The organism is Flavobacterium aureirubrum (genome assembly GCF_038739835.1).
In the GTDB taxonomy this organism is placed as follows: Bacteria; Bacteroidota; Bacteroidia; order Flavobacteriales; family Flavobacteriaceae; genus Flavobacterium; species Flavobacterium aureirubrum.
In genome coordinates this window covers 316,913-343,130 of record NZ_JBCGDO010000001.1, presented here as the reverse complement: position 1 = coordinate 343,130, position 26,218 = coordinate 316,913, and the positions used below count along the sequence as shown (strand labels likewise).

The 26,218-nt window shown below is 32.1% G+C and carries 21 protein-coding genes; 10 read left to right on the top strand and 11 right to left on the bottom strand.

The annotated features are described in order from the left end of the window. The first annotated feature begins 1 nt into the window (after position 1). The 6 genes from WFZ85_RS01525 to WFZ85_RS01500 all read left to right on the top strand — a co-directional run bounded on the left by WFZ85_RS01525 (position 2) and on the right by WFZ85_RS01500 (position 6,850). Entirely contained in the window at positions 2 to 1,357 is a 1,356-nt protein-coding gene (locus WFZ85_RS01525; RefSeq protein WP_342694517.1) for an MBL fold metallo-hydrolase, read from the top strand. Positions 1,358 to 1,409: 52 nt separating this feature from the next. Then, complete coding sequence (locus WFZ85_RS01520; protein ID WP_342694516.1) at positions 1,410 to 1,829, top strand: HYC_CC_PP family protein; 420 nt, start codon at positions 1,410 to 1,412, stop codon at positions 1,827 to 1,829. Positions 1,830 to 1,906: 77 nt separating this feature from the next. After that, entirely contained in the window at positions 1,907 to 3,913 is a 2,007-nt protein-coding gene (locus WFZ85_RS01515) for a TonB-dependent receptor plug domain-containing protein (RefSeq protein ID WP_342694515.1), read from the top strand. Positions 3,914 to 3,967: 54 nt separating this feature from the next. Then, the gene (locus tag WFZ85_RS01510; RefSeq protein WP_342694514.1) at positions 3,968 to 4,309 is read left to right on the top strand and encodes a heavy-metal-associated domain-containing protein; all 342 of its coding nucleotides are present in this window, start codon (positions 3,968 to 3,970) and stop codon (positions 4,307 to 4,309) included. Positions 4,310 to 4,408: 99 nt separating this feature from the next. Continuing rightward, on the top strand, positions 4,409 to 6,022 hold the full coding sequence (locus tag WFZ85_RS01505; RefSeq protein WP_342694513.1) for a SulP family inorganic anion transporter: 1,614 nt from the start codon (positions 4,409 to 4,411) through the stop codon (positions 6,020 to 6,022). Positions 6,023 to 6,163: 141 nt separating this feature from the next. Further along, on the top strand, positions 6,164 to 6,850 hold the full coding sequence (locus tag WFZ85_RS01500) for a DedA family protein (RefSeq protein ID WP_342694512.1): 687 nt from the start codon (positions 6,164 to 6,166) through the stop codon (positions 6,848 to 6,850). A 19-nt stretch (positions 6,851 to 6,869) separates the two neighbouring features. Here the strand turns inward: WFZ85_RS01500 and WFZ85_RS01495 are convergent, their stop codons facing one another. The 11 genes from WFZ85_RS01495 to WFZ85_RS01445 all read right to left on the bottom strand — a co-directional run bounded on the left by WFZ85_RS01495 (position 6,870) and on the right by WFZ85_RS01445 (position 20,159). Next, positions 6,870 to 9,251 carry a hypothetical protein gene (locus WFZ85_RS01495; RefSeq protein ID WP_342694511.1) on the bottom strand — a complete coding sequence of 794 codons (2,382 nt, stop codon included), beginning with the start codon at positions 9,249 to 9,251 and terminating at the stop codon, positions 6,870 to 6,872. Between the two features lie 111 nt (positions 9,252 to 9,362). Next, on the bottom strand, positions 9,363 to 10,994 hold the full coding sequence (gene groL / locus WFZ85_RS01490) for a chaperonin GroEL (protein WP_342694510.1): 1,632 nt from the start codon (positions 10,992 to 10,994) through the stop codon (positions 9,363 to 9,365). A 54-nt stretch (positions 10,995 to 11,048) separates the two neighbouring features. Next, positions 11,049 to 11,324 (bottom strand): co-chaperone GroES, encoded by a 276-nt coding sequence (locus tag WFZ85_RS01485; protein WP_342694509.1) that lies wholly within the window; start codon positions 11,322 to 11,324, stop codon positions 11,049 to 11,051. Between the two features lie 139 nt (positions 11,325 to 11,463). Further along, the gene (secG, locus tag WFZ85_RS01480; RefSeq protein ID WP_342694508.1) at positions 11,464 to 11,796 is read right to left on the bottom strand and encodes a preprotein translocase subunit SecG; all 333 of its coding nucleotides are present in this window, start codon (positions 11,794 to 11,796) and stop codon (positions 11,464 to 11,466) included. Between the two features lie 12 nt (positions 11,797 to 11,808). Continuing rightward, a complete protein-coding gene (locus tag WFZ85_RS01475; protein ID WP_342694507.1) occupies positions 11,809 to 12,633 on the bottom strand; it encodes a tetratricopeptide repeat protein in 825 nt (274 codons plus the stop codon). A gap of 57 nt (positions 12,634 to 12,690) precedes the next feature. Further along, positions 12,691 to 13,194 carry an LptE family protein gene (locus WFZ85_RS01470; protein ID WP_342694506.1) on the bottom strand — a complete coding sequence of 168 codons (504 nt, stop codon included), beginning with the start codon at positions 13,192 to 13,194 and terminating at the stop codon, positions 12,691 to 12,693. 46 nt (positions 13,195 to 13,240) lie between these two features. After that, complete coding sequence (locus tag WFZ85_RS01465; protein ID WP_342694505.1) at positions 13,241 to 14,506, bottom strand: sigma-54 dependent transcriptional regulator; 1,266 nt, start codon at positions 14,504 to 14,506, stop codon at positions 13,241 to 13,243. A 77-nt stretch (positions 14,507 to 14,583) separates the two neighbouring features. Then, positions 14,584 to 16,032 (bottom strand): tRNA (N6-isopentenyl adenosine(37)-C2)-methylthiotransferase MiaB, encoded by a 1,449-nt coding sequence (miaB, locus tag WFZ85_RS01460; protein WP_342694504.1) that lies wholly within the window; start codon positions 16,030 to 16,032, stop codon positions 14,584 to 14,586. A gap of 231 nt (positions 16,033 to 16,263) precedes the next feature. Beyond that, positions 16,264 to 18,894, bottom strand: coding sequence for a hypothetical protein (locus WFZ85_RS01455; RefSeq protein ID WP_342694503.1), 2,631 nt, complete (start codon positions 18,892 to 18,894; stop codon positions 16,264 to 16,266). After that, the gene (locus tag WFZ85_RS01450; protein WP_342694502.1) at positions 18,894 to 19,736 is read right to left on the bottom strand and encodes a GLPGLI family protein; all 843 of its coding nucleotides are present in this window, start codon (positions 19,734 to 19,736) and stop codon (positions 18,894 to 18,896) included. Before WFZ85_RS01450 ends, WFZ85_RS01455 begins: the two co-directional genes overlap by 1 nt. Positions 19,737 to 19,853: 117 nt before the next feature. Next, complete coding sequence (locus tag WFZ85_RS01445; RefSeq protein WP_342694501.1) at positions 19,854 to 20,159, bottom strand: hypothetical protein; 306 nt, start codon at positions 20,157 to 20,159, stop codon at positions 19,854 to 19,856. Between the two features lie 351 nt (positions 20,160 to 20,510). On the opposite strand from WFZ85_RS01445, the gene WFZ85_RS01440 reads away from it, so the two are divergent. The 4 genes from WFZ85_RS01440 (at position 20,511) to porK (ending at position 26,189) form a co-directional block, all read left to right on the top strand. Beyond that, positions 20,511 to 20,741 (top strand): helix-turn-helix domain-containing protein, encoded by a 231-nt coding sequence (locus WFZ85_RS01440; RefSeq protein WP_342694500.1) that lies wholly within the window; start codon positions 20,511 to 20,513, stop codon positions 20,739 to 20,741. A gap of 112 nt (positions 20,742 to 20,853) precedes the next feature. Next, positions 20,854 to 23,370 carry a type I DNA topoisomerase gene (gene topA, locus WFZ85_RS01435; protein ID WP_342694499.1) on the top strand — a complete coding sequence of 839 codons (2,517 nt, stop codon included), beginning with the start codon at positions 20,854 to 20,856 and terminating at the stop codon, positions 23,368 to 23,370. Positions 23,371 to 23,373: 3 nt separating this feature from the next. After that, on the top strand, positions 23,374 to 24,525 hold the full coding sequence (locus tag WFZ85_RS01430) for a formimidoylglutamase (RefSeq protein WP_342694498.1): 1,152 nt from the start codon (positions 23,374 to 23,376) through the stop codon (positions 24,523 to 24,525). Between the two features lie 257 nt (positions 24,526 to 24,782). Then, positions 24,783 to 26,189: a T9SS ring complex lipoprotein PorK/GldK gene (gene porK, locus WFZ85_RS01425; protein ID WP_342694497.1), complete on the top strand. Its 1,407-nt coding sequence runs from the start codon at positions 24,783 to 24,785 to the stop codon at positions 26,187 to 26,189. The last annotated feature ends 29 nt before the right edge of the window (positions 26,190 to 26,218 follow it).

The window sequence follows — 26,218 nt, the reverse complement described above, 5'->3', positions numbered from 1 at the left end:
GATGAAAATTAAATTTTTAGGTGGTGCAGGAACCGTTACTGGTTCTAAAACTTTAATTGAAAGCAATGGAGTTAGGATTTTAATAGATTGTGGACAATTTCAAGGGATAAAACCGTTGCGTGAACTCAATTGGGAACCTTTGCCTATTTTGCCTTCAACTATAGATTATGTTTTGTTAACTCATGGGCATTTAGATCATTGCGGTTGGTTGCCTAGATTAGTCAACCAAGGGTTTGAAGGAAAGATTTATTGCACAAGTCCGACTGCCGCAATCGCGAAGCTTATTCTATTGGACAGTGCCAAAATTCAAGAGGAAGAAGCAGAACGAGCAAATAAAGAGCATTTTTCAAAACATGAAAAAGCCGAACCCTTATACAATGTTGATCAAGCAGAAAAAGTTTTTCCGCTTTTTAGAGTTGTAAAACAAAATGACGAAGTGACTTTAGATGCTGAAATTTCCGCCCGATTTTTTAACGCAGGGCATATTATTGGTGCTTGTTCTATTGCCTTGAAATTAGAGAATAAAACATTGGTTTTTTCAGGTGATATTGGTCGGGATGACGATGTGTTAATGTATGCGCCAGTAAAACCAAAAAAAGCCGATTATATTTTTCTCGAAAGCACTTATGGTAATCGAATTCACCCCATTGAAGATGTAAAATTATTATTGGAAACATACATAAACAATACTTTTCACAATAATGGAACGATAATTATTCCAAGTTTTGCTGTAGAAAGAGCACAAACTATTATGTATTTGTTGTGGCAATTAAAAAAAGAAAATAGAATCCCAGATATTCCATATATTATCGATACGCCAATGGGAATAAGTGTTTTGGATATTTTTATGAATAATAAAAAGTGGCATAAACTTTCCGAGGAAGAATGTGTTCAAATGTGTCGAATGTTTACCATGAATTCTGATTATCAAGAAACGATTGCTACCATTTATGACAAACAATCCAAAGTAGTCATTGCTGCAAGCGGAATGATTACTGGTGGAAGAGTATTGAGTTATTTAGAGCGATACATAAGTTTGCCTGAAACCACGGTTATCATTGTTGGATATCAAGCTGAAGGAACTCGCGGAAGAAAACTACTCGAAGGTGCGACCGACATAAAAATTTATGGAAAATATTACCAAGTTTTAGCCAAAATACAAGAAATTGAAGGATTGTCTGCTCATGGCGATCAAAAAGATTTAATAAACTGGCTTTCTGAATTAGAAAATAAACCAGAAAAAGTATTTTTAGTACATGGCGAAAATCAACCTGCTGACGAGTTGCGTATTAAAATTCAAGAAAAATTTGGTTTTGATTGTTGTGTTCCATTAATAGGACAAGAATTTGAATTGTAAATTTTTAATACTATTTAAGCATTTGATTTAGGATTAGTACTAAATTTGCAACATGAAGTTAAGAAAGAACATTAGTTTTTTTATTGCCCTACTTGTTTTGGTCTCCAATTCTGGTTTGGCTTTTAGTGTTCATTATTGCGGTGAAAAGATCGCTTCTATTTCTTCTGTTTTTTCTAATGATGAAGTTTGCGAAATGCCTGTTCTAGACGAGAAAGCATGTTGTGCAAAATCTGAAAATACTACTAAAGGTTGCTGCTCTGACAAAAAAATTAGCCTTAAAAATAAAGCAGAGCAAGTTGTTATAAAAAATAGCATTCTTGACATTGAGGCGGTTTGTTTTTTTGTTTATACTCCTCAAATCCTTGCAGATATGAAAATGTCATTTTCATCAAACGAAAATGCGGTTTTTTATTGCCAATCGAATGCACCACCACTTTATAAATTATATTGCCAATATACTTTCTACTCCTGATTTTAGCTGAATTTAGTTCAGTTTCTCTTACTTTAGAGGAATTTAATTGTAATAATTAAATTTTAAAATCAATACAAATGAAGAAAACTTTGTTGCTTCTCGCATTGTTGTTTTGTGTAATTGCTTTTTCGCAAGACACCTTAAAAGAAGTAAAAATAAATACCAGTCAAAAAGGATTAAAAAAGTCACTAAAAGGAACAACAAATACCACATTAGTTACCAGCAAAGAATTGTTGAAAGCCGCTTGTTGTAATCTTGCAGAAAGTTTTGAAACAAATCCTTCTATTGATGTAAATTTCGCTGATGCTTTAACGGGAACGAAGCAAATTAAAATGCTCGGGTTAACCTCACCCTATATTTTGATTACCGAAGAAAACGTACCATCTGTTCGTGGCGCTTCTCAAGCTTTTGGATTGTCTTTTACACCTGGAACATGGATTGATAACATTCAAATAACAAAAGGCGCAGGAAGTGTGATTAATGGTTACGAAAGCATTTCGGGTCAAATCAACACCGAACTAATAAAGCCAGCAAACGATATTCCATTTTTTGTTAATTTTTATGGTTCTACCGATAGTAGATATGAGCTAAATACGCATTTTAATAAAAAAAATTCAGACAAATGGGCTACAAGTTTGTTCGTTCATGGCAATGCGAGAGTGCAAAAAAATGATATGAACGATGATATGTTTTTGGACAATCCGATAGGGCAACAATTTAATATCGCTAATCGATGGCAATATACAAACGTTGAAACGGGTTTGGTTTCGTTCATAAATGCTCGGTTTTTAAGAGATGAAAAACAATCAGGAGAAGTAGATTTTGATCCTGATAGAGACCGATTAACAACCAATAAATGGGGTTCAGAAATCAATACAGAACGATTTGACTTGACGTCAAAAATTGGTTATGTTTTTAAAGATATGCCTTATCAAAGTATTGGTTTTCAAAATGCTTTTAGTAATCATAATCAACAATCTTATTTTGGATTAAATCAATACGATATTAAACAGCAGAGCTTTTACTCTAACTTGATTTTCAATTCCATAATCAACAATACGATGCATAAGTTTTCGACTGGATTGAATTTTTCATATGATAGCTATGCAGAATTTGTAAATCTTTCGGATGTTAGTAGAATAGATAATTCTGTGGGTGCGTTTTTTGAATATACCTTCGATAACAGTAGTAATTTTAGTTATATTCTTGGTGGTAGAGTGGATAATCACAACAGACTGGGAGTTTTTTTTACACCAAGACTGCATGCCAAATACAATCCTTGGGATAAAGCGGTACTGCGTTTTTCTGCCGGAAGAGGAAAAAGAGCAGCGAATATTTATGCAGAAAATCAACAGCTATTTGCCAGCTCTAGAGTTTTTTCTGTTCTTGATACAGATGGGAAAGTTTATGGTTTAAATCCCGAAATTGCTTGGAATTATGGCTTAAGTTTTACTCAAAATTTTATTTTATTTGGAAAAAAATCAGATGTAACAATAGACTTTTATAGAACCGATTTTCAAAATCAAGCCGTTGTTGATGTTATGAACTCGCCACAACAAGTTTTATTTTATAATTTAGAGGGTAAATCGTTTGCCAATAGTTTACAGTTTGATTTTAATATGGAACTAGAGCAACATTTAAATGTTAGAACAGCTTATAAGTTTTTTGACGTTGCTACTGATTATTTACTGGGAACTTTTCAAAGACCTTTGCAAGCCAAGCATCGATTTTTTACAAATTTAGAATACGAAACACACATAAGCAATGAAGGACAACAATGGCGTTTTGATGCCACAGTAAACTGGACTGGCAAACAACAATTGCCTACTACAGCATCAAATCCTGTTGAAGAACGGTTTTCTGAATTCTCTCCATCATTTACAACACTAAATATGCAAATTACACTACAGCAATCGAGTACTTTAGAATTTTATTGTGGCGTGGAAAATCTTGGTAATTACCGACAGATTAATGCTATTTTAGGCGAAACTAATCCTTTTGGGAATTTTTTCGATACATCTATAATATATGCTCCTGTTTTTGGTCAAATGTTTTATGGCGGTTTGCGATATAAAATAAAATAGAATTAATTTCAAATTCAAAAATCAATTTCAATAACAACTTTAAATAAATAAATTATGAAAAATATAATTTTAGGAATGATGTTACTTTTTGTTACACTTTCAATATCAGCACAAGAAAAAAAGAACAAAAATGCTCAATACAATATTGAAGTAAATGGCAATTGCGAAATGTGTAAAAAAAGAATTGAAAAGGCAGCTTTTTCAATAAAAGGTGTAAAAAGCGCACAATGGCATACAGATGATCATATGTTACACTTGATAATCAATGAAGAAAAATGTACAATTCTTGATATAAAGAAAGCAATTGCGAGTGTAGGTCATGATACAGATGAAGTTAAAACAACGCAGGATGTATATGATAATTTGCATGGCTGTTGTAAATATGAGCGTAAATAATTTATAAAGCATTGTTTTTCTTTATTAAAAAAATGTAATTAGATATAAGCTAACATAATTTAAAACGTATTTTTAGCATTTTAAATTCTCTGTTTTTTAATGAAAAAACATAACATACCTTGCGATGGTTGGAAAGGTTTTAAAGAAAACTATTCATCAGATGCTGTTTCAGGTTTTTTAGTCTTTCTGCTGGCATTACCATTAAGTATGGGAATTGCTCAAGCCTCAGATTTCGATCCTATTTACGGACTACTGACTGCAATGATTGGCGGTCTTGTTGTATCGTTTTTAGCCGGTTCAAAGTTAACAATAAAAGGACCAGCAGCTGGGTTGATTGTACTTGTAGCTGGTTCTGTAGCTGCATTTGGTGGAGGTGAACAAGGCTGGAAATACACCTTGGGCGTTATTGTTGTTTCCGGATTTCTTCAGGTTCTGTTTGGGGTTTTAAAATTTGGTAAACTAAGCGATTTTTTTCCCATTTCAGCTGTTTACGGCATGCTGGCAGCTATCGGAATTATAATCATTAGTAAACAGGTTCATGTTTTATTGGGTCAAAATCCTTTGGATGAAAACGGCAGACCTATTGTGGATCCTTTCACGCTATTGTCAAAAATTCCGCAAACAGTAAAAGCTTTAAATTGGTCAATATTTTGGCTAGGTTTTGTTAGTTTATTAATTGTTTTCACTTGGCCGATAATTAAAAATAAATGGCTTAGTAAAATTCCTGCACCAGTTATTGTCTTATTGATTACAATTCCACTTTCATACTATTTTGGTTTTCATAACATAAAAGATGAAAATGGTATCCCTAAATATTTGGTTCATTTTGATAAAAATTTGCTAGACATCATCGGCTTGAATGTAAGCTTTGATGGAATATCTAAAATAGGCATATTTATAAAGTTTGTTTTGATGTTTGCCATTGTTGGTAGTCTTGAAACACTACTTACCGTAAAGGCAATTGACATCATGGATGTTTATAAAAGGAAATCAGATTACAATAAAGATTTGATTGCAGTTGGCGTTGGAAATATTATTACGGGTTGTTTAGGCGGTTTACCCATGATTTCTGAAGTGGCTCGTTCATCTGCCAATGTTGAAAGTGGTGGAAAAACACGATGGGCTAATTTTTTACATGGTATTTTTATCACAATTTTTTTATTATTGGCTCTTAATTTCAGTAACTTAATTCCTAAACCTGCACTTGCCGCAATGTTGATTGGTGTTGGTTTTTCTTTGGCACATCCAAAAAAAATAGGTCTATTACTTTCTATCGGCAAAGAGCAATTTGCTGTTTTTTTAACTACTGTTATTGTTTCTTTGGCAACAGATTTGTTACTCGGTATTTCAATAGGTATTATTCTAAAAATTATTTTCCATTTGTATAACGGAGTTAACTTCTCTTCCATTTTTACTATTCGAGTAACAACTTTAAAAACTGATGACAACTATTTGATATCTATACACGAAGCAGCACTTTTTACCAATTATTTAGCCATAAAAAAGAAGTTAGTAGCTGTGCCACAAGGAAACAATATAGTAATATGTTTAAAAGATACTAAGTTTGTAGATCATTCTGTAATGGTAAGTTTAAATCAGTTTAAATTTGACTATGAGAACGATGGAGTAGGAGGAACAGTTTCAATAAAGGGATTAGAAAATCATGTGTCTTTTTCAAATCATAAATTCTCTAGTAGAAAACTAAAAGTATAACTCAATAGTATATTACAGTTCATTTTTTTTTAAGTTTTAGTTCGGTTATCCACTATAATAAAATCCGAAAGTAATAAGTTTTTTTTAACAAAAAGTGTCTCAAAATTTACTACTTTCACGCACTATTTTAAAGTAAAAAAAATGACTGATTTTGATTGGATGCAACTGCTAAATCCAGAGTTTTATATAACAATGACTATTGGCGGTGTTAAGGGAGGTTTATGGATAGTGTTGTTTATTGTTTTTGCTGAAACTGGTTTGTTTGCTGGTTTTTTTCTACCTGGTGATAGTTTACTATTTCTCGCAGGAATTTACAGTAGAAGTTTGGTTGAAAATTTTGTCTTCATAGATAGTGATTTAATCAACGTTTTTTTATTATCAGCAATGGTAGCCATCGCCGGAATTGTTGGAAATATGGTAGGCTATTGGTTTGGAAGTAAAAGTGGTTATTATTTGTATAAAAAAGAAGATAGCTTTTGGTTTAAGAAGAAGTACCTAATTCAATCTAAGGATTTTTTTGAACGTTACGGCGGCAAAGCCATTATTTTTGCTCGTTTTTTACCAATTTTCAGAACTTTTGCACCTATCGTTGCTGGTATTGTAACCATGGATAAGAAGAAGTTTATGTTTTATAACGTGCTTAGTTCTTTCCTGTGGTCGTTTACTTTAATTTTTGCAGGGCATTATTTGTATGGGTTTTGTTTGGATAAATTTGATATTGATTTAAAGCATCACATCGAAAAAATAATCATTATTATTATTCTTATTTCAAGCTTTCCTGTAATTATGAAAATGATTAAGAAAAGTCCAAAAAATGAAAGCGAATAAAAAAGCGTACATAATTTAGTTACTCTACAACGATATCTAATTCTTTATCGATTAACTGACCATCTATAGTAACTCCTTTGATTATTACTTTATAGTTTTTAATGTTAGCGTCCTGAAATTCAAATAGAAAATTTCCTTTTTCATCAGTGAGCAAAGTTTGATTCCAGTCAACAATTCCATAATTTTTAAAGCCTTTACTGGCAAAGTTTTCATAGTCTTCGTTTTGAAAATTTGTATTCATTTCAAAACCTTGTTTGATTAAAAATGAGGTTGATTTTAAAACTGATTTAGAAGAAATTTTTTTCCTTCTATATATTTTAATTATTCCTAGTTTGTTTCTCATGGTTGGGACAATAGCATTGGCATTTATATAAATCTCATCAATTTCAGACATATCTATTAAATCAAGTTCTGCAAATGTAAATGGCAATGCTATATCGTCAATAAAAACTTCGGGTGTTGGTCTTTCGCCAAAAATTGAAGATACCTGTCTTGATGTTATTAAAACCTCTCCAGGCGATGTACGGTTGACAATGAACCCATTTTGTTCAATAAATAACAATAAATTTGAGGTACTATTTTCTTCTATTTTATAGCCTCTTAGGTAAGAATTTCCGAATTTATTTTCGTTGACCAACGTTTTTTTCGTTTTTGATTTAATTACTACATCGTTTAAATTAATTATTTCACCGTTATACTTTGGTAAATCATACAAAGTTGAGTGTTCGTATACTTGAGGTTTTTTACATTCAAAATAAGGAACGTAAAAAGGTTTTATAAAATGTTTGTTTCTATTCAGTACTTGCGTTACAAAATTTGATGGAACCAGATTAAATTCAGGAGATTTTAGAAGCGAAAGTTCAACCACAGTTGAGTCGGTTATTGCTATGTTTTCAAAAACATATTCGTTTTTTTCATTCAGGTCAGACAGCAATAATATTCGGTCTAAATTTGAATATAGTCTAACTTTATAGTCCTCTTTATTTTTCAGTTCTTTATTTATAGTGCCTTTTATCGTTAAACCAATATCAAAACTATGGTTAGGTTTTGGCGGATTTGAAACGATATTTTTCCATTCATATTTGGGTTTGCTTTGGTTTAGTAAAACCAAATCTAACTCGTAAAATTTTTTTCTTGATGGTTCTGTAAAATAATAATTAACTTCATTAAAAGAGTCATTTATATATGGTTTTATGGTAGAGGAATAAAAAAGATTGTCTTCAATTTCAATTGCTTTGGTTTCTTCGGGTAGAATAGAAATACTTAGATTGGCATTAGCATATTCAGAATAGCCAACCATATTCACTTTACCATTTTTTTTATAATTCGGCAGTAAATTTATCGGTTTCTCTTTTTTAGGATATAGGTAGATGATTCTTTCACACCATTGTTTCAACTCATTATCTATTATTCTAACAGTATTAATTCCTTCAAAGATATTTTCATTTAAAATCGAGATGACTTGTTCTAGATTTTGACTATTCAATTTCAATGGAAGGATTAAATTTTTATCATCTTGATTTATAGCAAGATATATTTTTTTGTTTTCTAAAATTTTTATCGTTTCTGGATTAGTTTTAATTTTAAAAATTTTTTTATCGAGAAATGTAAAACTATTTATTTCGAGAGCTATTCCAGTATTAGACGGGGTTTGTAAACCAGTTTCTATTTTTTTAGTATCAAAATAACAAACAGCTTTTATTTCTTTATTGGTTGGGATAATTTCAAATTTTCCAATACCAAATGCGTTTAATTTTACAGTTTGTAAAATCTCACCCTTATTATTCTGTATTTGAACCTCGCTGTTTTTAGGTGATTTTCCAAAACAATCGGATAATTTGAGCCCTATTACATTCGTAATTCCTTTAATTAAACTTCCACCTTCTGGAGTTAATTTTAGTTCTAGCGTTTCTATATCTGGATTTTGGGTTTCCGAAAATACACCTTCTACTGGGTTAATGATATCTATCTTTCGAATGGTTGATTCATCTTCAGTGAAATTATTCATCCAATTAGTGTACACTTGAATAAAATAATTGCCTGAATGAAGTTTTTCATTAAGCTCAAATTTCCCTGTAAAAGTTCCGTTATCGACAAAAAATAATTTTTCAAAAATTTTACTTCCCTTGTCATCATATACTACTGCAAAAACATTTGTTGTGTTAAAAAAAGGTTGCTTTGTTTTTCTATTAACGACATATCCTTTAAACCAAATGGTTTCATTAGTCAAGAAAGTTGTTTTATTGAAGTGTAGATTTATATTTTCTCTTTCTAAAAAGAAATAGGAGGTAAGTTTATCTTGAATTTTTTTGATTGAAGTATCAGTATCCTCTGTTTGAGAAAACATCGAAAGGCTAACAAGAATAACTAGGGCAATAGTAAGATTTATTTTTTTATACATCAGGTAAAAATAATAATTATCTGATTTGTTATTGTAAAAAAAATGGATTTGTAGTAAATAAAAAATGCCTCAAATTTTGAGGCATTTTAATTGTATTTATTGAATTATGAATTACATCATTCCTGGCATTCCGCCACCCATTGGCATTCCACCGCCAGCGTTTTCTTCTTTAATTTCAACTAAAGCACATTCGGTGGTTAAAATCATTCCAGCAACAGAGGCAGCGTTCTCTAGTGCCACACGAGTTACTTTTTTAGGATCTATGATACCAGCTTTCAACATGTCAACATATTCGTCTGTTTTGGCATTGTAACCAAAGTTTCCTTGTCCTTCAGAAACTTTTGCCACTACTACTGAACCTTCTAATCCTGCATTTTCAACAATTGTTCTCAACGGTGACTCTACTGCACGAGAAACGATTTGAATTCCTGTAGCTTCATCTGCATTTTCTGATTTTAAATTAGCTAATACATTTTTTGCTCTAAGCAATGCAACACCACCACCAGCAACAATACCTTCTTCAACAGCAGCACGAGTTGCATGTAATGCATCATCAACTCTGTCTTTTTTCTCTTTCATTTCTACTTCAGAAGCAGCACCAACATAAAGAACAGCAACACCACCAGCTAATTTGGCAAGACGTTCTTGTAATTTTTCTTTGTCATAATCAGAGGTTGTAGTTTCCATTTGACCTTTGATTTGGTTCACACGATTTTTAATGATGTCAGCATCTCCAGCACCATTCACGATGGTTGTATTGTCTTTGTCAATAGTAACTTTTTCAGCAGTTCCAAGCATTTCTAAAGTAGCATTTTCTAATGTGTAACCACTTTCTTCGGCAATAACGGTTCCGCCAGTTAAAATGGCAATGTCCTCTAACATTGCTTTTCTTCTGTCTCCAAATCCTGGAGCTTTAACAGCTGCAATTTTCAATGCACCACGTAATTTGTTTACCACCAAAGTGGATAATGCTTCTCCATCAACATCTTCTGCAATAATCAATAATGGTTTTCCAGATTGTGCCACTGGCTCTAAAACTGGTAATAATTCTTTTAAGGAAGAAACTTTTTTGTCATACAATAAAATGTATGGTCTTTCTAATTCGACTTCCATTTTCTCTGGATTGGTAACAAAATAAGGAGAAAGATAACCTCTATCAAATTGCATTCCTTCCACAACATCAACATAAGTATCTGTTCCTTTCGCTTCTTCAACAGTGATTACACCTTCTTTTCCAACTTTTCCAAAAGCAGTGGCAATTAACTCACCAATTACTTCATCGTTATTCGCAGAAATGGAAGCAATTTGTTTAATTTTTTCTGAGTCACTACCTACAACTTGCGCTTGTTTACCAAGATCAGTAACGATAGCTTCAACTGCTTTGTCAATGCCACGTTTTAAGTCCATTGGATTAGCGCCAGCAGCAACATTTTTCAATCCTTCTTTCACAATGGCTTGTGCAAGAACTGTTGCCGTTGTAGTTCCATCGCCCGCTAAATCATTGGTTTTTGAAGCTACTTCTTTTACCATTTGTGCACCCATGTTTTCTAGTGCATCTTTCAACTCTACTTCTTTTGCTACCGTAACGCCATCTTTAGTAACCGTTGGTCCACCAAATGATTTTGAGATGATCACATTTCTACCTTTTGGTCCAAGTGTAACTTTTACTGCATTTGCTAATGCATCAACACCGCGTTTTAATCCATCGCGTGCTTCAATATCGAATTTTATATCTTTTGCCATTTTCTTTTTTTTTTATTTTATGTCTTACTACTTATTTTAAAATTGCGATATTAATTAAATGATTGCCAAAATATCGTCTTCACGCATTATTAAATAATCTTTTCCATCAAATTTTAAATCAGTCCCAGCATATTTACCATAAAGAACGATGTCGCCAATTTTAACAGTTAATGGTTCATCTTTTTTACCGTTTCCTACTGCTATAACAGTTCCTTTTTGTGGTTTTTCTTTTGCAGTATCAGGAATTATAATTCCCGATGCAGTTTGGGTTTCTGCAGCGGCAGGTTCTACGATAACTCTATCTGAAAGAGGTTTAATGTTTAAAGCCATAGTTTTATATATTTTGAGTTATTAGATATTTTACTTTGTGCATTTCAGAAATTGTGCCACGTCGATTTAACTGACATTATTACCTAAAAAAAATGCCAGCATGTCAGCGCTGGCATTATATTATTTATTTTACCTACTATTATTTTTTTGGTGTTTCAACTGGTTTTGCAGGAGTTGAATTTGTAGTAGTTGATTTTGGTGTTACCGTTTCGATTTCATCAATTACTTTAGAATCTGACTGTCCAACCATACTCGGAAAACTGATGCTTGAAAATAAAATCAAAACGATTAAGGCTGTAGCTAATACCCATGTACTTTTATCCAAAAAGTCAGTTGTTTTTTGAACACCACCAAGCATTTGTGAACCACCTAATGAAGATGATAAACCACCACCTTTAGGATTTTGAACCATTACTGCAATTATTAATAAGAAACAAACGATTGTTATTAAAACTAAAAAAATTGTAAACATGATGTATTGTAATTAATTATTATTTTGTTGTAAAATCTTGATATCCGAAATTCGGTCTGCAAAGAAACTACTTTTTTCTGGATATTTCAAAATTAATATTTCGTAGGCTTGAATGGCGCGCGCGTATTTTTTTTGTTCCAAATAAACTCTCGCCAAGGTTTCTGTCATGAGATATGAGGCATCATCAGGCATTGGTTCGATTGCAGGAATTGAAGTATCTTTTGCTATAGGCGGAATTTTTGGGTTGTTTTCAATAAATTTATCGATTAATGCTATTTTTTTCTTTTTATCGTCATTTGTAAGAGAGAAATCTTTTTGAGTTTCTTCTCTTTCAATTGGCTTTAATCGCGATAATTGAAGCCATTCTTGAAACGAGTGTTTTTCGTTTTTAGAAAACTCTAAAGGTTTCCCAAGAGCTAATTTTTCTGTTATTTGTTGCTCTTCCGATAATTCAGCTTGACTTATAGAAGTTTTAATAGAATGTTCCAAAGGATTTAGAAAATGGTTCTTTTTTGGAACTATAACTTCTTCACTTTCTACAACAGTCATGTTCATTAACTCTTCTAGCTTCTTTTCATACAACCCTTTTTGAACAGAAACAAATGTATCTGAAGTAATAAAATCAAATAATATGCTTCTATCAGTTGTATAAGCTGCAGCAACTTTTAATGCAAAATTATAATTAAAACTATCTTGATTATACAAATGTTTCAATCTTAAAACTCTAGCGCTTTGAAAATAGGGAAAGGTTGCCAAAACTGTATCCAGTGTTTGCGCATGTCTATCGTTGATAGTGTCGGGTTTGTTTAGTAAATAAGTATAATCGGTTAAGTTCAAGTTTTTGTTATTTGTTATCGGTTTTCAGTTGTCTGTCATTTCCAACTTGATTAGATATTACCACTTTGCGAGCGACTCATTGAAAATATCTTGCGTAATTCTTTCAAAAATTACGTCAAGTGCTTCCGTTAGTCTCGGTCCGACTAATTGTGACGAACCGTCAAAGTCAAAGAAAAAAGAAAATTGCTTTTCAAAATTATCTTCTTCTTTGTTTTTATTACTAAATCTAACATTTACTCTGATGGTCACTCTATTTTGTGCTGCCGCTTGATCGGCGGTTGCAGTCATTGGCGCCACATTAAAACCAGTGATTTCGCCTTCATAAACCAAATCGCCGTTCGAATTCACTAAATTTAAATTGGTTTGATTTTGAATTAAATCTTGTAATTCACGTGTAAAAAGCAAATCTATTCCTGGTTCAACCAACTCGGCCGTGTTTTGAAAATAGTTTACCTGGAATGTTTTGGCATCAATTTTTCCCGTTCCAGTAAAGTTGTATACTGAACAGCTATTGATAGTAAAACCTACAATAATTAAAACTATGTATTTGACGTTTTTCATTTGGATTTCAAAGATATGCTTTTTCGGGTTTTATAAGTCTTTTAAGTTATAAATCAAATTGCTTAATTTTTCTATAAAGTGTTCTTTCTGAAATTCCCAATTCATCGGCAGCTGCTTTTCTTTTTCCTTTGTGGCGTTCGAGAGATTTCTTTATCAATTCAATTTCTTTTTGTTCCAATTTCAACACTTCTTCCTCTTCCACAGTTTCAGCCATAAGATAAGTACTGTCATCATCCTCTTCATCAAATTCTTCCTGATGTGTGTCGTTATTTTTAGGAATGATATTTACTCGTGCTTCTTCTTCAAAGTGAATTTCATTTTCTGCCGATGTCGTTCCGTAAACCTTCTGAATTAAACTTGGATTAATGTCCTGAACCTTAGTTCCGTTTTTCATCAATTCCAAAGTCAATTTTTTCAAATCGTTCAAATCACTTTTCATATCAAAAAGCACTTTGTATAAAATGTCTCTTTCTGTAGAAAAATCACTGTCTGATTTTTTTCCACCAATAATACTTGGTAAATTATTACCTTCTGTTGGTAAATACGATTGTAAAGTAGCTAAAGTAACATCTCTATTTACTTCCAAAACTGAAATTTGTTCTGCTACGTTTCGCAACTGACGGATGTTTCCACTCCATCGGTATTTTTGTAAAAACAAGACGGCATCATCACGCAATTTGATTGGTGGCATTTTATATTTATGAGCAAAATCGGCAGCAAATTTTCTAAATAATAAATGAATATCGTCTTTCCTGTCGCGCAATGGTGGCAACGGAATATCAACCGTACTTAAACGATAGTATAAATCTTCACGGAATTTTCCTTTTTCAATCGCGTCAAACATATTTACGTTGGTTGCAGCAACGATACGAACATTCGTTTTTTGAACTTGACTTGAACCTACTTTAATAAATTCACCATTTTCTAAAACACGAAGCAAACGAACTTGTGTTGTTAACGGCAATTCACCCACTTCATCCAAAAAAATCGTTCCACCATCGGCTACTTCAAAATACCCTTCACGCGTATTTGTCGCGCCAGTAAAAGCACCTTTTTCGTGACCAAAAAGCTCACTGTCAATAGTTCCTTCTGGAATAGCACCACAGTTTACAGCAATGTATTTTCCGTGTTTTCTGTGCGAAAGCGAATGGATAATTCTTGGAATACTTTCTTTTCCAACACCACTTTCTCCAACAACCAATACCGAAATATCAGTTGGCGCAACCTGAATGGCTTTCTCGATAGCACGATTGAGTTTAGCATCGTTTCCGATGATTTCAAACCGCTGTTTTATATTTTGAACTGATTCCATTTTTTTTTAATTGATAATTAAAAATGGATAATTGACAATTAAACTCGTGCTAATTGTCAATTATCCATTATCAATTGTTAATTCATCTCACTATACCCAACCGCTTCACCAATCAAAGTCGCTGTGGTGCAATCACTAATTTTCACCATCACAAAATCCCCAACTTTATAATCTCCTTTCGGGAAAACCGTCACTACATTCTCAGAATTTCTTCCGCTCCAATGTTGAGCTGATTTTTTTGATTCTTTCTCAATTAAAACTTCAACCGTTTGACCTAAGAAACGTTTTGTTCTCTTTTCACTTAAAATCTGTTGTAAATCCACAATCTCTTGCAAACGTCTTTTCTTCACTTCTTCCGGAACATCGTCTTCCATCTTTCTAGCTGCCAAAGTGCCTGGTCGTTCAGAATACGCAAACATATAACCAAAGTCATATTCCACATAGTCCATCAAACTCAAGGTATCTTGATGATCATCCTCAGTTTCTGTTGGAAAACCAGTAATCATATCTTGCGAAATCGAACAATCTGGAATAATACGCTTGATTTTATCCACCAATTCCATGTATTCTTCTCGTGTATGTTGGCGATTCATTTCCTTTAAAATTCTTGTGCTTCCGCTTTGAACCGGTAAGTGAATGTAATTACAAACATTGTCATATTTAGCAATCACATGAAGCACTTCTTCATGCATATCCTGCGGATTAGAAGTCGAAAAACGAAATCGCATTTTAGGGAAAGCAATCGCACATTGTTCCAATAGTTGAGCAAAATCAGTAGCCGTAGCTTTTTGCATTTCGGTAGCTTTTACAAAATCTTTTTTCAAACCGCCGCCATACCAAAGGTAACTGTCCACGTTTTGTCCTAAAAGACAAACTTCTTTAAAACCTCTATTCCACAAATCCTGAATTTCTTCTATAATACTTTGCGGTTCACGACTGCGTTCACGTCCGCGAGTAAATGGAACCACACAAAACGTACACATATTATCACAACCACGAGTAATAGAAACAAACGCATTCACACCGTTACTATTCAAACGAACCGGAGCAATATCGCCATACGTTTCGTCTTTCGAAAGAATAACGTTTATGGCATCGCGTCCTTCTTCCACTTCTTTCAGAAGATTAGGCAAATCCTTGTAAGCATCAGGACCAACAACCATATCAACGATTTTTTCTTGCTCCAAAAACTGGTCTTTCAATCGTTCCGCCATACAGCCCAAAACCCCAACTTTCATACCCGGATTAATACTACGTTTCACAGCATTGTACTTCTCCAAACGCTTTCTCACGGTTTGCTCAGCTTTATCTCTGATAGAACAAGTATTAACCAAAACCAAATCGGCTTCTTCCAAATTTTGTGTCGTGTTATAACCTTGCTCCGTCAAAATGGAAGCTACAATCTCGCTATCCGAAAAATTCATCGCACAACCATAGCTTTCTATAAATAGTTTTTTGGTATTACCTTCTTTTTGTTCCAAAACAAGACTGGTGCCTTGTTTTTTCTCTTCTATTTCTTTTTCCATATTCCAAATTTGTCATTCCGATTTATCGGAATCTCAACTTAACATTAGTATAAATCCCAATTTTATCGGAATCACGAAAGCAAAGATAATACTAAATTCTAAAATATGACAAGATGGCAGAGTGGTTTAACAAAAGTTTTGGAGGTGAAAGAATTTAGCGGACTTGGAATTCGTATTGCTGATTTGAATCCATAGTTTTAGCTTGTTTGTAAAAAATAAAGCTAAATTTATTTAAAGATTATATGTGAAATTAAGAAAAACATATCTTGAAATGAGGTTGTTTTGTAGTGTGCTAATAGAAAAATCGGCGGTTTGTATTTGTGAAAAAATAGTATTATTCAAAAGGTTTTTACCAATTAAATTGAATTCATATTTTTTTCCTTTAGGTTTATAAATAACGCTAAAGTCAAGAAATAAATAATCATTACTGGTGTTATTTGTATTAGGCATGAAATAATCTCCATTAATTACATAAAAGATGGATGACGAGTGTTTGTATTTTATTTTTAGTGCATTTGTAAACATTTTATTGTTGATAGAACTATTATTTTCAGATTTGTTTGATGAATATAGATAGTTTGATTGATTTTCAAAATTAATTTTGGTGTTAAATGCAGTACTAATAGTCAACTCATTAGATACGTTGTTACTGGTGTTATTTCTTAAATCAGAGGTGTTTACAATGTTCTTATAGTTGGATTTTGATACTGATGAAGTAAATTTTAAAGTTGTGGACAGTTCATTAATAAACTTTTCTGTTGATAGAATTAAGTTTAAATTATCATTTTTTTCATTGAGATAGAAGTTATTTAAAATAGTCTCATTTTCATTGATTAAAAAATTTGAAAAATAGTTGCCATTGCATTTTTGATAACTAATACCAATACTCATGAAAAATTGTTTGTATAAGTTATTATTATAATAGTTTAAACTATAGATTTGTGTTTTTTGAATTTCAAGAGTTGGTGTATTTGCTATTTTTATTCGATTGTTTGTTATTATTGGATTTATAAAAATGTATTCTTCTGAAAATGGAGTTTGAGATAAACTGGCTTTTGATGAAATGAATGATTTGTTATTAATAGTGTATCTTATAGTAAATGAAGGTTCAAACAAAAAATCTGATTTTGATTTTTTATTTAAATTTTGAGTGTCATTTAATTGTTGATTTAAATTTTTAATTGAGAATAAAGGCATTATTGACCAATTATTTAATCTATAATTAATTGAACCAAGCGCATAAATAGATTTTTCAAAATAGTTAGGGCTATTAAAATTTGTGGCTGTTTGATTTGAATTATTTATAGAGTTATAATCTGTGTTTTCGTAGGTTGCTCCTGTTGAAAATGAATATTTAAATTTTGATTTATTACCTAATAAAATAACTATTGCATCCAAGAAATTCTTTTTGAAATTACTATTTTGTTCTTCAATAATTGAAGTGTTTTGATTATTAAGTAACAGATTTTGAGGAATGTTGCTGTAAGCTTGGTTTAATTGTATTTGTATTGCTTTATTGTTGTTAAGTTTATTCGTGTAGAGAATTCTATGATTAAAGAAAATGCTTTCGGATTTTAGATTTGATTTAAAAGAATTTATTTGATTTGCTGTTATGGAAGAATTGGATTTTATGTTTTCATAGCTAAACTTTGTATTATATTCTAGTAATGAATTTTTTGAAGTGTTGTATTTTAGTTCAACATCACCTCTATAGAATTGTGGTTTTTTAGTAGTATTGAAATCATCGGATGTGATTAATGTTTCGTTTTGAATTTTATTTTCGGTTGTATTTAGTTGATTTAATTTTATATTGTCGTTTATGTAATACAAATTTGTTCTAATAGAGAGACGTTTGTTTACTTTAAAAATACTATTGTAATTTGAAAAAAACATATTATTGATGTTGGCTCTTTCATCATCAATTCCATTATTAAACAATGTTTCTGAAATTATTTTGTGTGTTACTAAATCTTTTTCTTTTTGTTGTTCAATACTTTTATTGGAAGAAAAATAGTCGAAAGGGGAATGGTTTATACCAATATTATTATAGGTCATTGTGCCAAAAGATTTATAGTTTTTAGAAATGCCAAGTATATTTGCATTTGAGTTGTTTACTAAATTTAAATCACTGTTTAATCCTAAGCCAAAATCAATATCGCCTGAATAATCTGTTTTCCCTTTTTTAAGTTTTAAATTTAAAGATACTTTTTCTCCGCCTTCAATTCCTTTTAGTAATGGATTTTCAGAGTAATTATCGATAGCTTGTACTTGTTCAAGCATATCGATGTTTATGTTTTTTGTACCCAAACTATAATTATACCCAAACAGATTGTCTCCATCGAGTGTGACTGTTTCAACAGATTTTCCTTTATATTTTATCTCTCCCGACTTTTCATTTACTTCTATACCGGGTAATCTTTTTAAAACATCTTGAACTTTTTTATCAGTTGGGTCTTTGTATTTATCAATATTATAGGTCAAGGTGTCTTTTTTAATTGAATATGATTTTTTTTCGGAAACTACAACAACTTCTTTGAGTTCGGTTATATTTTGTTTTTGTAGAATAAAATCTATCGAATATGTATCCTCTATATTTGGATTTTGAATTATAAATGTTTCGTTATAATATTCTTGAGAAGTAACTTCAACTAATATTGTTTGATATTTTTTTTTAAGAATTGTAATGAATTTTCCATTTCGTGCATAAGTATACTCAACTATAATTGATGGATTTTCATTTTCTTTTATTAAGATATTTGCAAATGGTATTGAGTTGCCACTACTATCTTTAATACTACCTTTTAATGTTTGTGCAATTGTAAATAACGGAAAAAGGATAAGCAGACAAACTAAATTCTTCATTAAAATTTCATTTCTGGTATTTCTAAATCTTCTATTTTATCACCTATTTTTATACTTCCTCCTTCCCCATTTTCTGATTTAGACCTAAGCATTTTTAGTTTTCTTTCCATGTTTTCTTTAAACATTTTTTTAAATTCATTCCAACTAATAATTTTTTTTTCTTTATATATGTTTTCGCAAATTAAAGGTTCCTTTTTATTTACTACTATTTTAACTGGAAATATTATAAAATAATTGTCCAAACTTTTAACACTAATAATAAGACCAGGTAAACCATCAAATTTCCAAGGACCGCCATAAGGTGCAAGTTCAGATGAAAAAGTTGCTTCGTATGTTCGACCTCTAAATTTTGTAATTGCTTTTTGACATCTAAATCCTAACACTAGTGTGTCTGAACTAGGTTTAATTTCCCATGAAAATATATTATTTTTCTCGCCCACGTAAATTTTCTCATTTGATATAATTTCATTGTAAATAAGAGTGTCTTTTATAAAATTTTTGTAAAAAAAATCATCTTTAATTATGCCAAAATGATTGTCACTTAATTTTATTTGTGTAACATCTTTAACTTGTTTTTTATCAAAAGCATTATTTCCATAAATAAATTGACTCTCGTCTTTCAGAGTATTGAAATAGCAAGAAGCACTATCTTTTAATATTAATTTGTAGTTGGTTTTCGTTGAAGATATTACATTACTGGTGTTTTCTATTGAAATAAAGTCGATTTCAATATTTTGTGCACCTAAATTACTTAAAAATAAAAATAAAAGGTATTTTATATAGTTCATTTTTTTGGGATTATTAATTAAACGAGGTTGTCCAAAAAGTTCTAATCTTGTCAAGCTGACTTATTTCAGCTTCTAAAAATATTTAATTATCAATAATTTTTAAATTCCGATATAAATTCGGAATAACAGAGTCTATACTTTTTAGACACCCTCGTTAAAAAAGGTATTAGTCTATCCAATAGATTTTATTAATTTATCAATACATCTTGACAATGCTTTTTCACATGACATGAGAAAATTGCCTGCAGATGCAGTTATAACAAGACCATCACCAAGATCAAAAGAACAAGTCATTACGCAAAGAGTTTCATTTGTTTTTGCTTTCGAACTTTCACTTTCTTCTTTGTTTTCATTTTCAACAGTAACAATTTGATTTTCCTTCTTCAAATTAATTTCATTTTCTAAAGCTGGAGTGTTTGCAAAACTTACTGTTGAAAACATTGCTGTGGCAATAAAGCCAAAAATTACTTTTTTCATTTTTTTATAGATTAAAATTTAAATTTTTTTCTTCCTCTTTTGTTAGGCATGCAAGATTTTCCTACTCTGTTTTTATTTTGGGTAACAAAGAAATCCCTCAATTATTGGCCAAATAATATATTAACGTACCTTTTCTATATTTATTGTTTTACAAATTTGAATAATGAATTTGCTACCCAACTATACAAAAGCACCTGTTTTTTTGTATTCTTTTTTTTCGAAATGTAGAGTTTTTTATTATGTAACTCATAAGTTTTGTTGATTAATTAATAAACCCAAACTTACAAAAAAAATCAAAACAATGACAAATATGTAATTATTTTTTTCAATAGCAATGTTCAATTTGGTATCATGCCAAAACAACTGCAAAATAGTGAACTAACTCAACGAATAGTTATTTGTATCAAACAATTACGCAAAGAGAGAACCATTACCCTCGAGGTTTTCTATTTTGATACAGGCATACATTTGGCAAGAATAGAACAAGGAAAACAAAATATTTCTGTAGCAACACTTTCTAAAATATGTGATTACTTTGAAATTTCTTTAAGTGATTTCTTTATTATGGTTGAAAAGTATTAATTTAAAAGTTTTCCTCATTTCAAAAAATCTTAACCATGATATTGGCTAATTTTTCTACATAAAATCATTTTTTAAAAAAAACATTTACATTTGTCCACACAAACAATCAAGTATGGCAAAGAATTTAGTTATCGTAGAGTCACCAGCAAAAGCAAAAACAATCGAAAAATTTCTAGGAAAAGACTACCAAGTTGAATCAAGTTACGGTCACATTGCCGACTTGCCTTCCAAAGAAATAGGAGTAGATGTTTTAAATGGTTTTAAACCAAAATACGAAGTTTCTGCCGATAAAAAAGCATTGGTTACCAAGCTAAAAGGACTAGCCAAGTCTGCCGATATGGTGTGGTTAGCTTCCGATGAAGACCGCGAAGGAGAAGCCATCTCTTGGCACTTAGCGGAAGAACTAAAACTAGACAAAGCCAAAACCAAAAGAATTGTTTTTCACGAAATCACTAAAAACGCCATACTAAAAGCCATTGATAATCCTCGTGAAATTGATTATAATTTAGTAAATGCACAACAAGCTCGCAGAGTTTTAGACCGTTTAGTAGGATACGAATTGTCACCTGTCTTGTGGAAAAAAGTAAAAGGCGGATTGTCTGCCGGTCGAGTACAATCGGTTTCAGTACGTTTAATAGTAGAACGCGAAAGAGAAATCCAAGAATTCAAAGCAGTAGCATCCTATTCAGTTACAGCTGAGTTTACCAACGAAGCTGGAAAAGTGGTGAAAGCCAAATTGCCAAAAAACTTCACCACTAAAAAAGAAGCCGAAGATTTTCTAAACAAAAACATCGGTTCTACTTATAAAGTAGCCGATTTAGAAACCAAACCAACAAAAAAATCACCTGCTGCTCCGTTTACTACGTCAACCTTACAACAAGAATCTGCCCGTAAATTATACCTTCCTGTAGGAATCACGATGCAGTTAGCACAACGTCTGTACGAAGCCGGATTGATTACTTATATGAGAACCGATAGTGTGAATCTTTCTCAAGAAGCAACCGCAGCAGCGCAAGCCGAAATCACTAAATCATACGGTCGAGAATATTCTAAACCAAGAACATTCAGCACGAAAAGTAAAGGTGCACAAGAAGCACACGAAGCCATTCGTCCAACCGATATGTCGCGTCATACCGTTAACATCGATAGAGACCAAGCGCGTTTATATGATTTAATTTGGAAAAGAACATTGGCTTCACAAATGAGCGATGCCGAATTAGAGAGAACCAACGTAAAAATTAGCTCAGACAAGCATTCCGAAATTTTTCAAGCCACTGGAGAAGTTATCAAATTCGAAGGTTTTCTAAAAGTTTACCTTGAAGGAAATGACGACGACGATGAAGAACAAGAAGGAATGTTGCCAGCCTTAAAAGTCAACGAAAAATTATTGAATACAGTAATTACGTCAAGAGAACGTTTCACGCAACCACCAAGTCGCTACACTGAAGCAGCTTTGGTGAAAAAGTTAGAAGAATTAGGCATTGGTCGTCCTTCTACTTATGCACCAACTATTTCGACTATTATCGCAAGAACGTATATTGAAAAAGGAAGTTTTGAAGGTACTGAACGAAAGTACAATCAAATGATTCTAAAAGGTGGCGAAGTTAAAAGTCAAGTGTTAACCGAAATGACCGGTTCAGATAAAGGAAAGTTAGTACCAACAGACATTGGAACTATTGTAAACGACTTTCTAGTAAAAAATTTCGAAGCCATTCTAGATTATAATTTCACTGCCAAAGTGGAGCAAGACTTCGACGAAATAGCCGAAGGAAACATCGACTGGGCAAAAATGATGCAAGACTTCTACAATAAGTTTCATCCAAATGTCATCGAAGTAGAGAAAAACGCCGACAGAGAAAGCGGAGAAAGAATACTAGGAAAACATCCTGAATCGGGTAAAACAGTTTTAGTTCGTCTTGGAAAATTTGGTGCAATGGCTCAAATAGGCGATGCAGATGATGAAGAAAAACAGTTTGCAAGCTTACGTCCAGAACAAAATATGGGTAACATTTCCCTTGAAGAGGCATTGAAGTTGTTTTTATTACCAAAATCATTAGGTGAATACAAAGGAGAAGAAATCGAGGTAAACAACGGTCGATTTGGTCCTTATGTTCGCTTTGGAAAACAATTCATTTCTTTGCCAAAAGGCGAAGAACCATTGGACGTTACCATGGAACGCGCTCAAGAACTAATAGATGAAAAAGTAAAAGCCGATGCGCCAATAGCAACCTATAAAAATATGGATGTTCAAAAAGGTGTTGGACGTTTTGGACCTTTCCTTAAGTGGAACGGTATCTTTATTAATGTAAATAAAAAATACAACTTCGATAAACTATCGCAATCCGACGTTGCAGAATTAATTGAAGATAAATTACAAAAAGATATCGATAAAGTAATCCATGACTGGAGTGAGGAAGGTATTTTGGTTCAAAAAGCACGATGGGGAAGATCAGAAATAACCAAAGGGAAAATCAAAATCGAATTGAGTAAAGATATTGATGCGTCAAAGTTAACTTTAGAGCAAGTTAAAGAAATGATAGCAAAAAAAACACCAGAAAAAAAACCAACAGCCAAAAAACCTGTAGCAAAAAAAACTGGGATAAAAAAACCAGCAGCAAAAAAGAAGTAAGTTATGGAATTCGATTTTTTATCACCAGTTGATAGTGAAATTATTCAATTTGTTAGTGGTTTATCCACACAGCATTTGGGTTGCAAGGTTTCGTTCCATACAGATAAGGATTTTCCAGATATTGATAAAATTAAAATTGCAATAATTGGAGTATTAGAAAATCGCGGAGACACTAAAGCCTTTGATGAAGTTGAGCTGATAGCTATTAGAAAAGAATTATATGCGCTTTTTCCTGGAAATTGGCAAAGTTCACTAGCTGATTTAGGAGATATAATCCAAGGAAATTCTCTTGAAGATACTTTTTATGCTTTACAAAAGGTAGTGTCAAAATTGATAAAAAAAGGAATTATACCAATAATTATTGGTGGAACACAAGATTTGACCTATCCAATGTACCGTGCTTATGATGATTTAGAACAAATGGTCAATTTAGTTTCTATTGATAGTAAGCTAGACATTGGCAAACATCAAGATAAAATCACCGCAGACTCTTATCTTTCAAAGATTATATTGGACGAGCCAAATAACTTATTCAACTATTGTAATATCGGATATCAAACTTATTACAATTCTCAAGAAGAAATTGATTTAGTAGAAAAGTTGTATTTTGATGCATACAGATTAGGAGAAATATCTAGTAACATTTCTCTTTCAGAGCCTGTTTTTCGTGATGCTGATATCGTTAGTATTGATTTGAATTCAGTTAAATCGTCAAGTTCAGGAAATTTGACTTCATTTATACCAAACGGATTTGATGGGAAGGAAATTTGTGGTTTGTCAAGATATGCCGGGATAAGCGATAGAGTTTCTTCTCTTGGTATTTTTAATCATAATAATTCTGTGGCGGAAGCCGTACTTATTTCCCAGATTATTTGGTATTTTATCGAGGGAGTAAATTTCCGCTCTAATGAGTATCCATATGGTACCAGAGAAAATTATATTAAATATATAGTGCCATTAGAGACAGAAGAACTCATTTTTTATAAGAGTAACAAAACCGATAGGTGGTGGATTGAGATTAATTATTTTGCTAAGCAATATAATAAATTGAAAAAAAATACGTTATTACCCTGTTCACACGAAGAATATCTCGAGGCATGTAACCAAGAAATACCTGAAAGATGGTGGAAAGCACAAAGAAAAAATAGTATTTAATAATGATTTAATTTTGTGCCGATGCTTATTTGTATCATTAAACTTACAAAAAAGTAAAAAAAGTGTATTTTAACGTAAAAAAATGCATTTTATCGATAACAAATTTTTTTGTTATAGAAATTAATTTTACTTTTGATTCGTGTTTAAGCATTAAGTCTCTGTCGGTGATAAAATTTAATAGTATTTAATTGCTTTTTTAAAAAATAATAAATAGGTTTACGGCCTTAAAAATAAAGTATTAAACAACCCCAAAATATATGAAGAAGTTCATTGCATTCGCATCATTTTTGGCTTTATTAACAAGCTGCGGTGGATCAAGCGACAAAGGCGAGTTAGTAGGAGTTAAAGGAAAAAAATGGAATCCAGAAAAACCGTTTGGAATGACATTGATTCCTGGTGGATCGTTCATTATGGGTAAATCAGATGATGATTTAGCTAATGTACAAGATGCGCCTACAAAAACTGTAACTGTTAGAGCATTTTACATGGATGAAACAGAAATAACAAACAGCGAATATCGTCAATTTGTCGAATGGGTTAAGGATTCTACAATACGTGTTCGTTTAGCTATTCTGGCAGACGAAGTAGGTCAAACTGCTGGTTCTGGTAAAGGTGGTAAAAACGCGGGAAGTATTGGTGATTTTGCATTTAATGATACCGATCCAGCGAAAATGACCCCGTACGATAAGTACATGTACGAAAATTATTATAGTGTAGGAACGGATGATGATCCGTATGCTGGTAGAAGATTAAATAGAAAAGTCAAATTAATCAAAGAGACAAATAAATATCCTGATGAGTACTACTCGGAAGTTATGGATACGATGTATTTACCAGTAGCGGAGTCTTTTAATGGTTTACGAACTATTGATGTTAGGAAATTGAAATTTAGATATTCTTGGATGGATATCCAGGCTGCGGCAAAAGCTAAAACGGGAAAAAGAAGTTCATTTATTAGAACTGAACAACAAGAAGTGTATCCAGATACTACGGTTTGGATCAAAGATTTCGCTTATTCTTACAATGAGCCAATGCATAACGATTATTTTTGGCACCAAGCTTATGGCGATTATCCTGTTGTTGGTGTAAATTGGAAGCAAGCCAAAGCTTTTTGTGCGTGGAGAACTTTAAATAAGAATACATACATTAAATCTAAAAAGAAGAAGCAGGACTTGATTAACGCTTTCAGATTGCCTACAGAAGCTGAATGGGAGTATGCTGCAAGAGGAGGTTTAGAATCTGCTACGTATCCTTGGGGTGGACCATATGCTAAAAATGATAGAGGTTGTTTCTTGGCTAATTTTAAACCAAACCGCGGAGATTACGCAGCCGACCAAGCTTTGTATACTGTAGAGGCAAAATCTTATGAACCAAACGGTTATAACTTATATAATATGTCTGGTAACGTTGCAGAGTGGATTGATGAGTCATACGATGCCGCTGCTTATGAATATAGTTCTTCGATGAACCCTAATGTTTCAGATTCTAAAAACATGAGAAAAGTGGTTCGTGGAGGTTCATGGAAGGATGTTGCTTATTTTTTACAAGTAGGTACTAGAGATTTTGAATATGCCGATACGGCAAGAAGTTACATTGGTTTCAGAACTGTACAAGATTATATGGGGACTCAGGTAACTAAAAATGGCAAAGCTCCAAAAAAATAATTTCAAACTAAATTTATTATATTAACTAA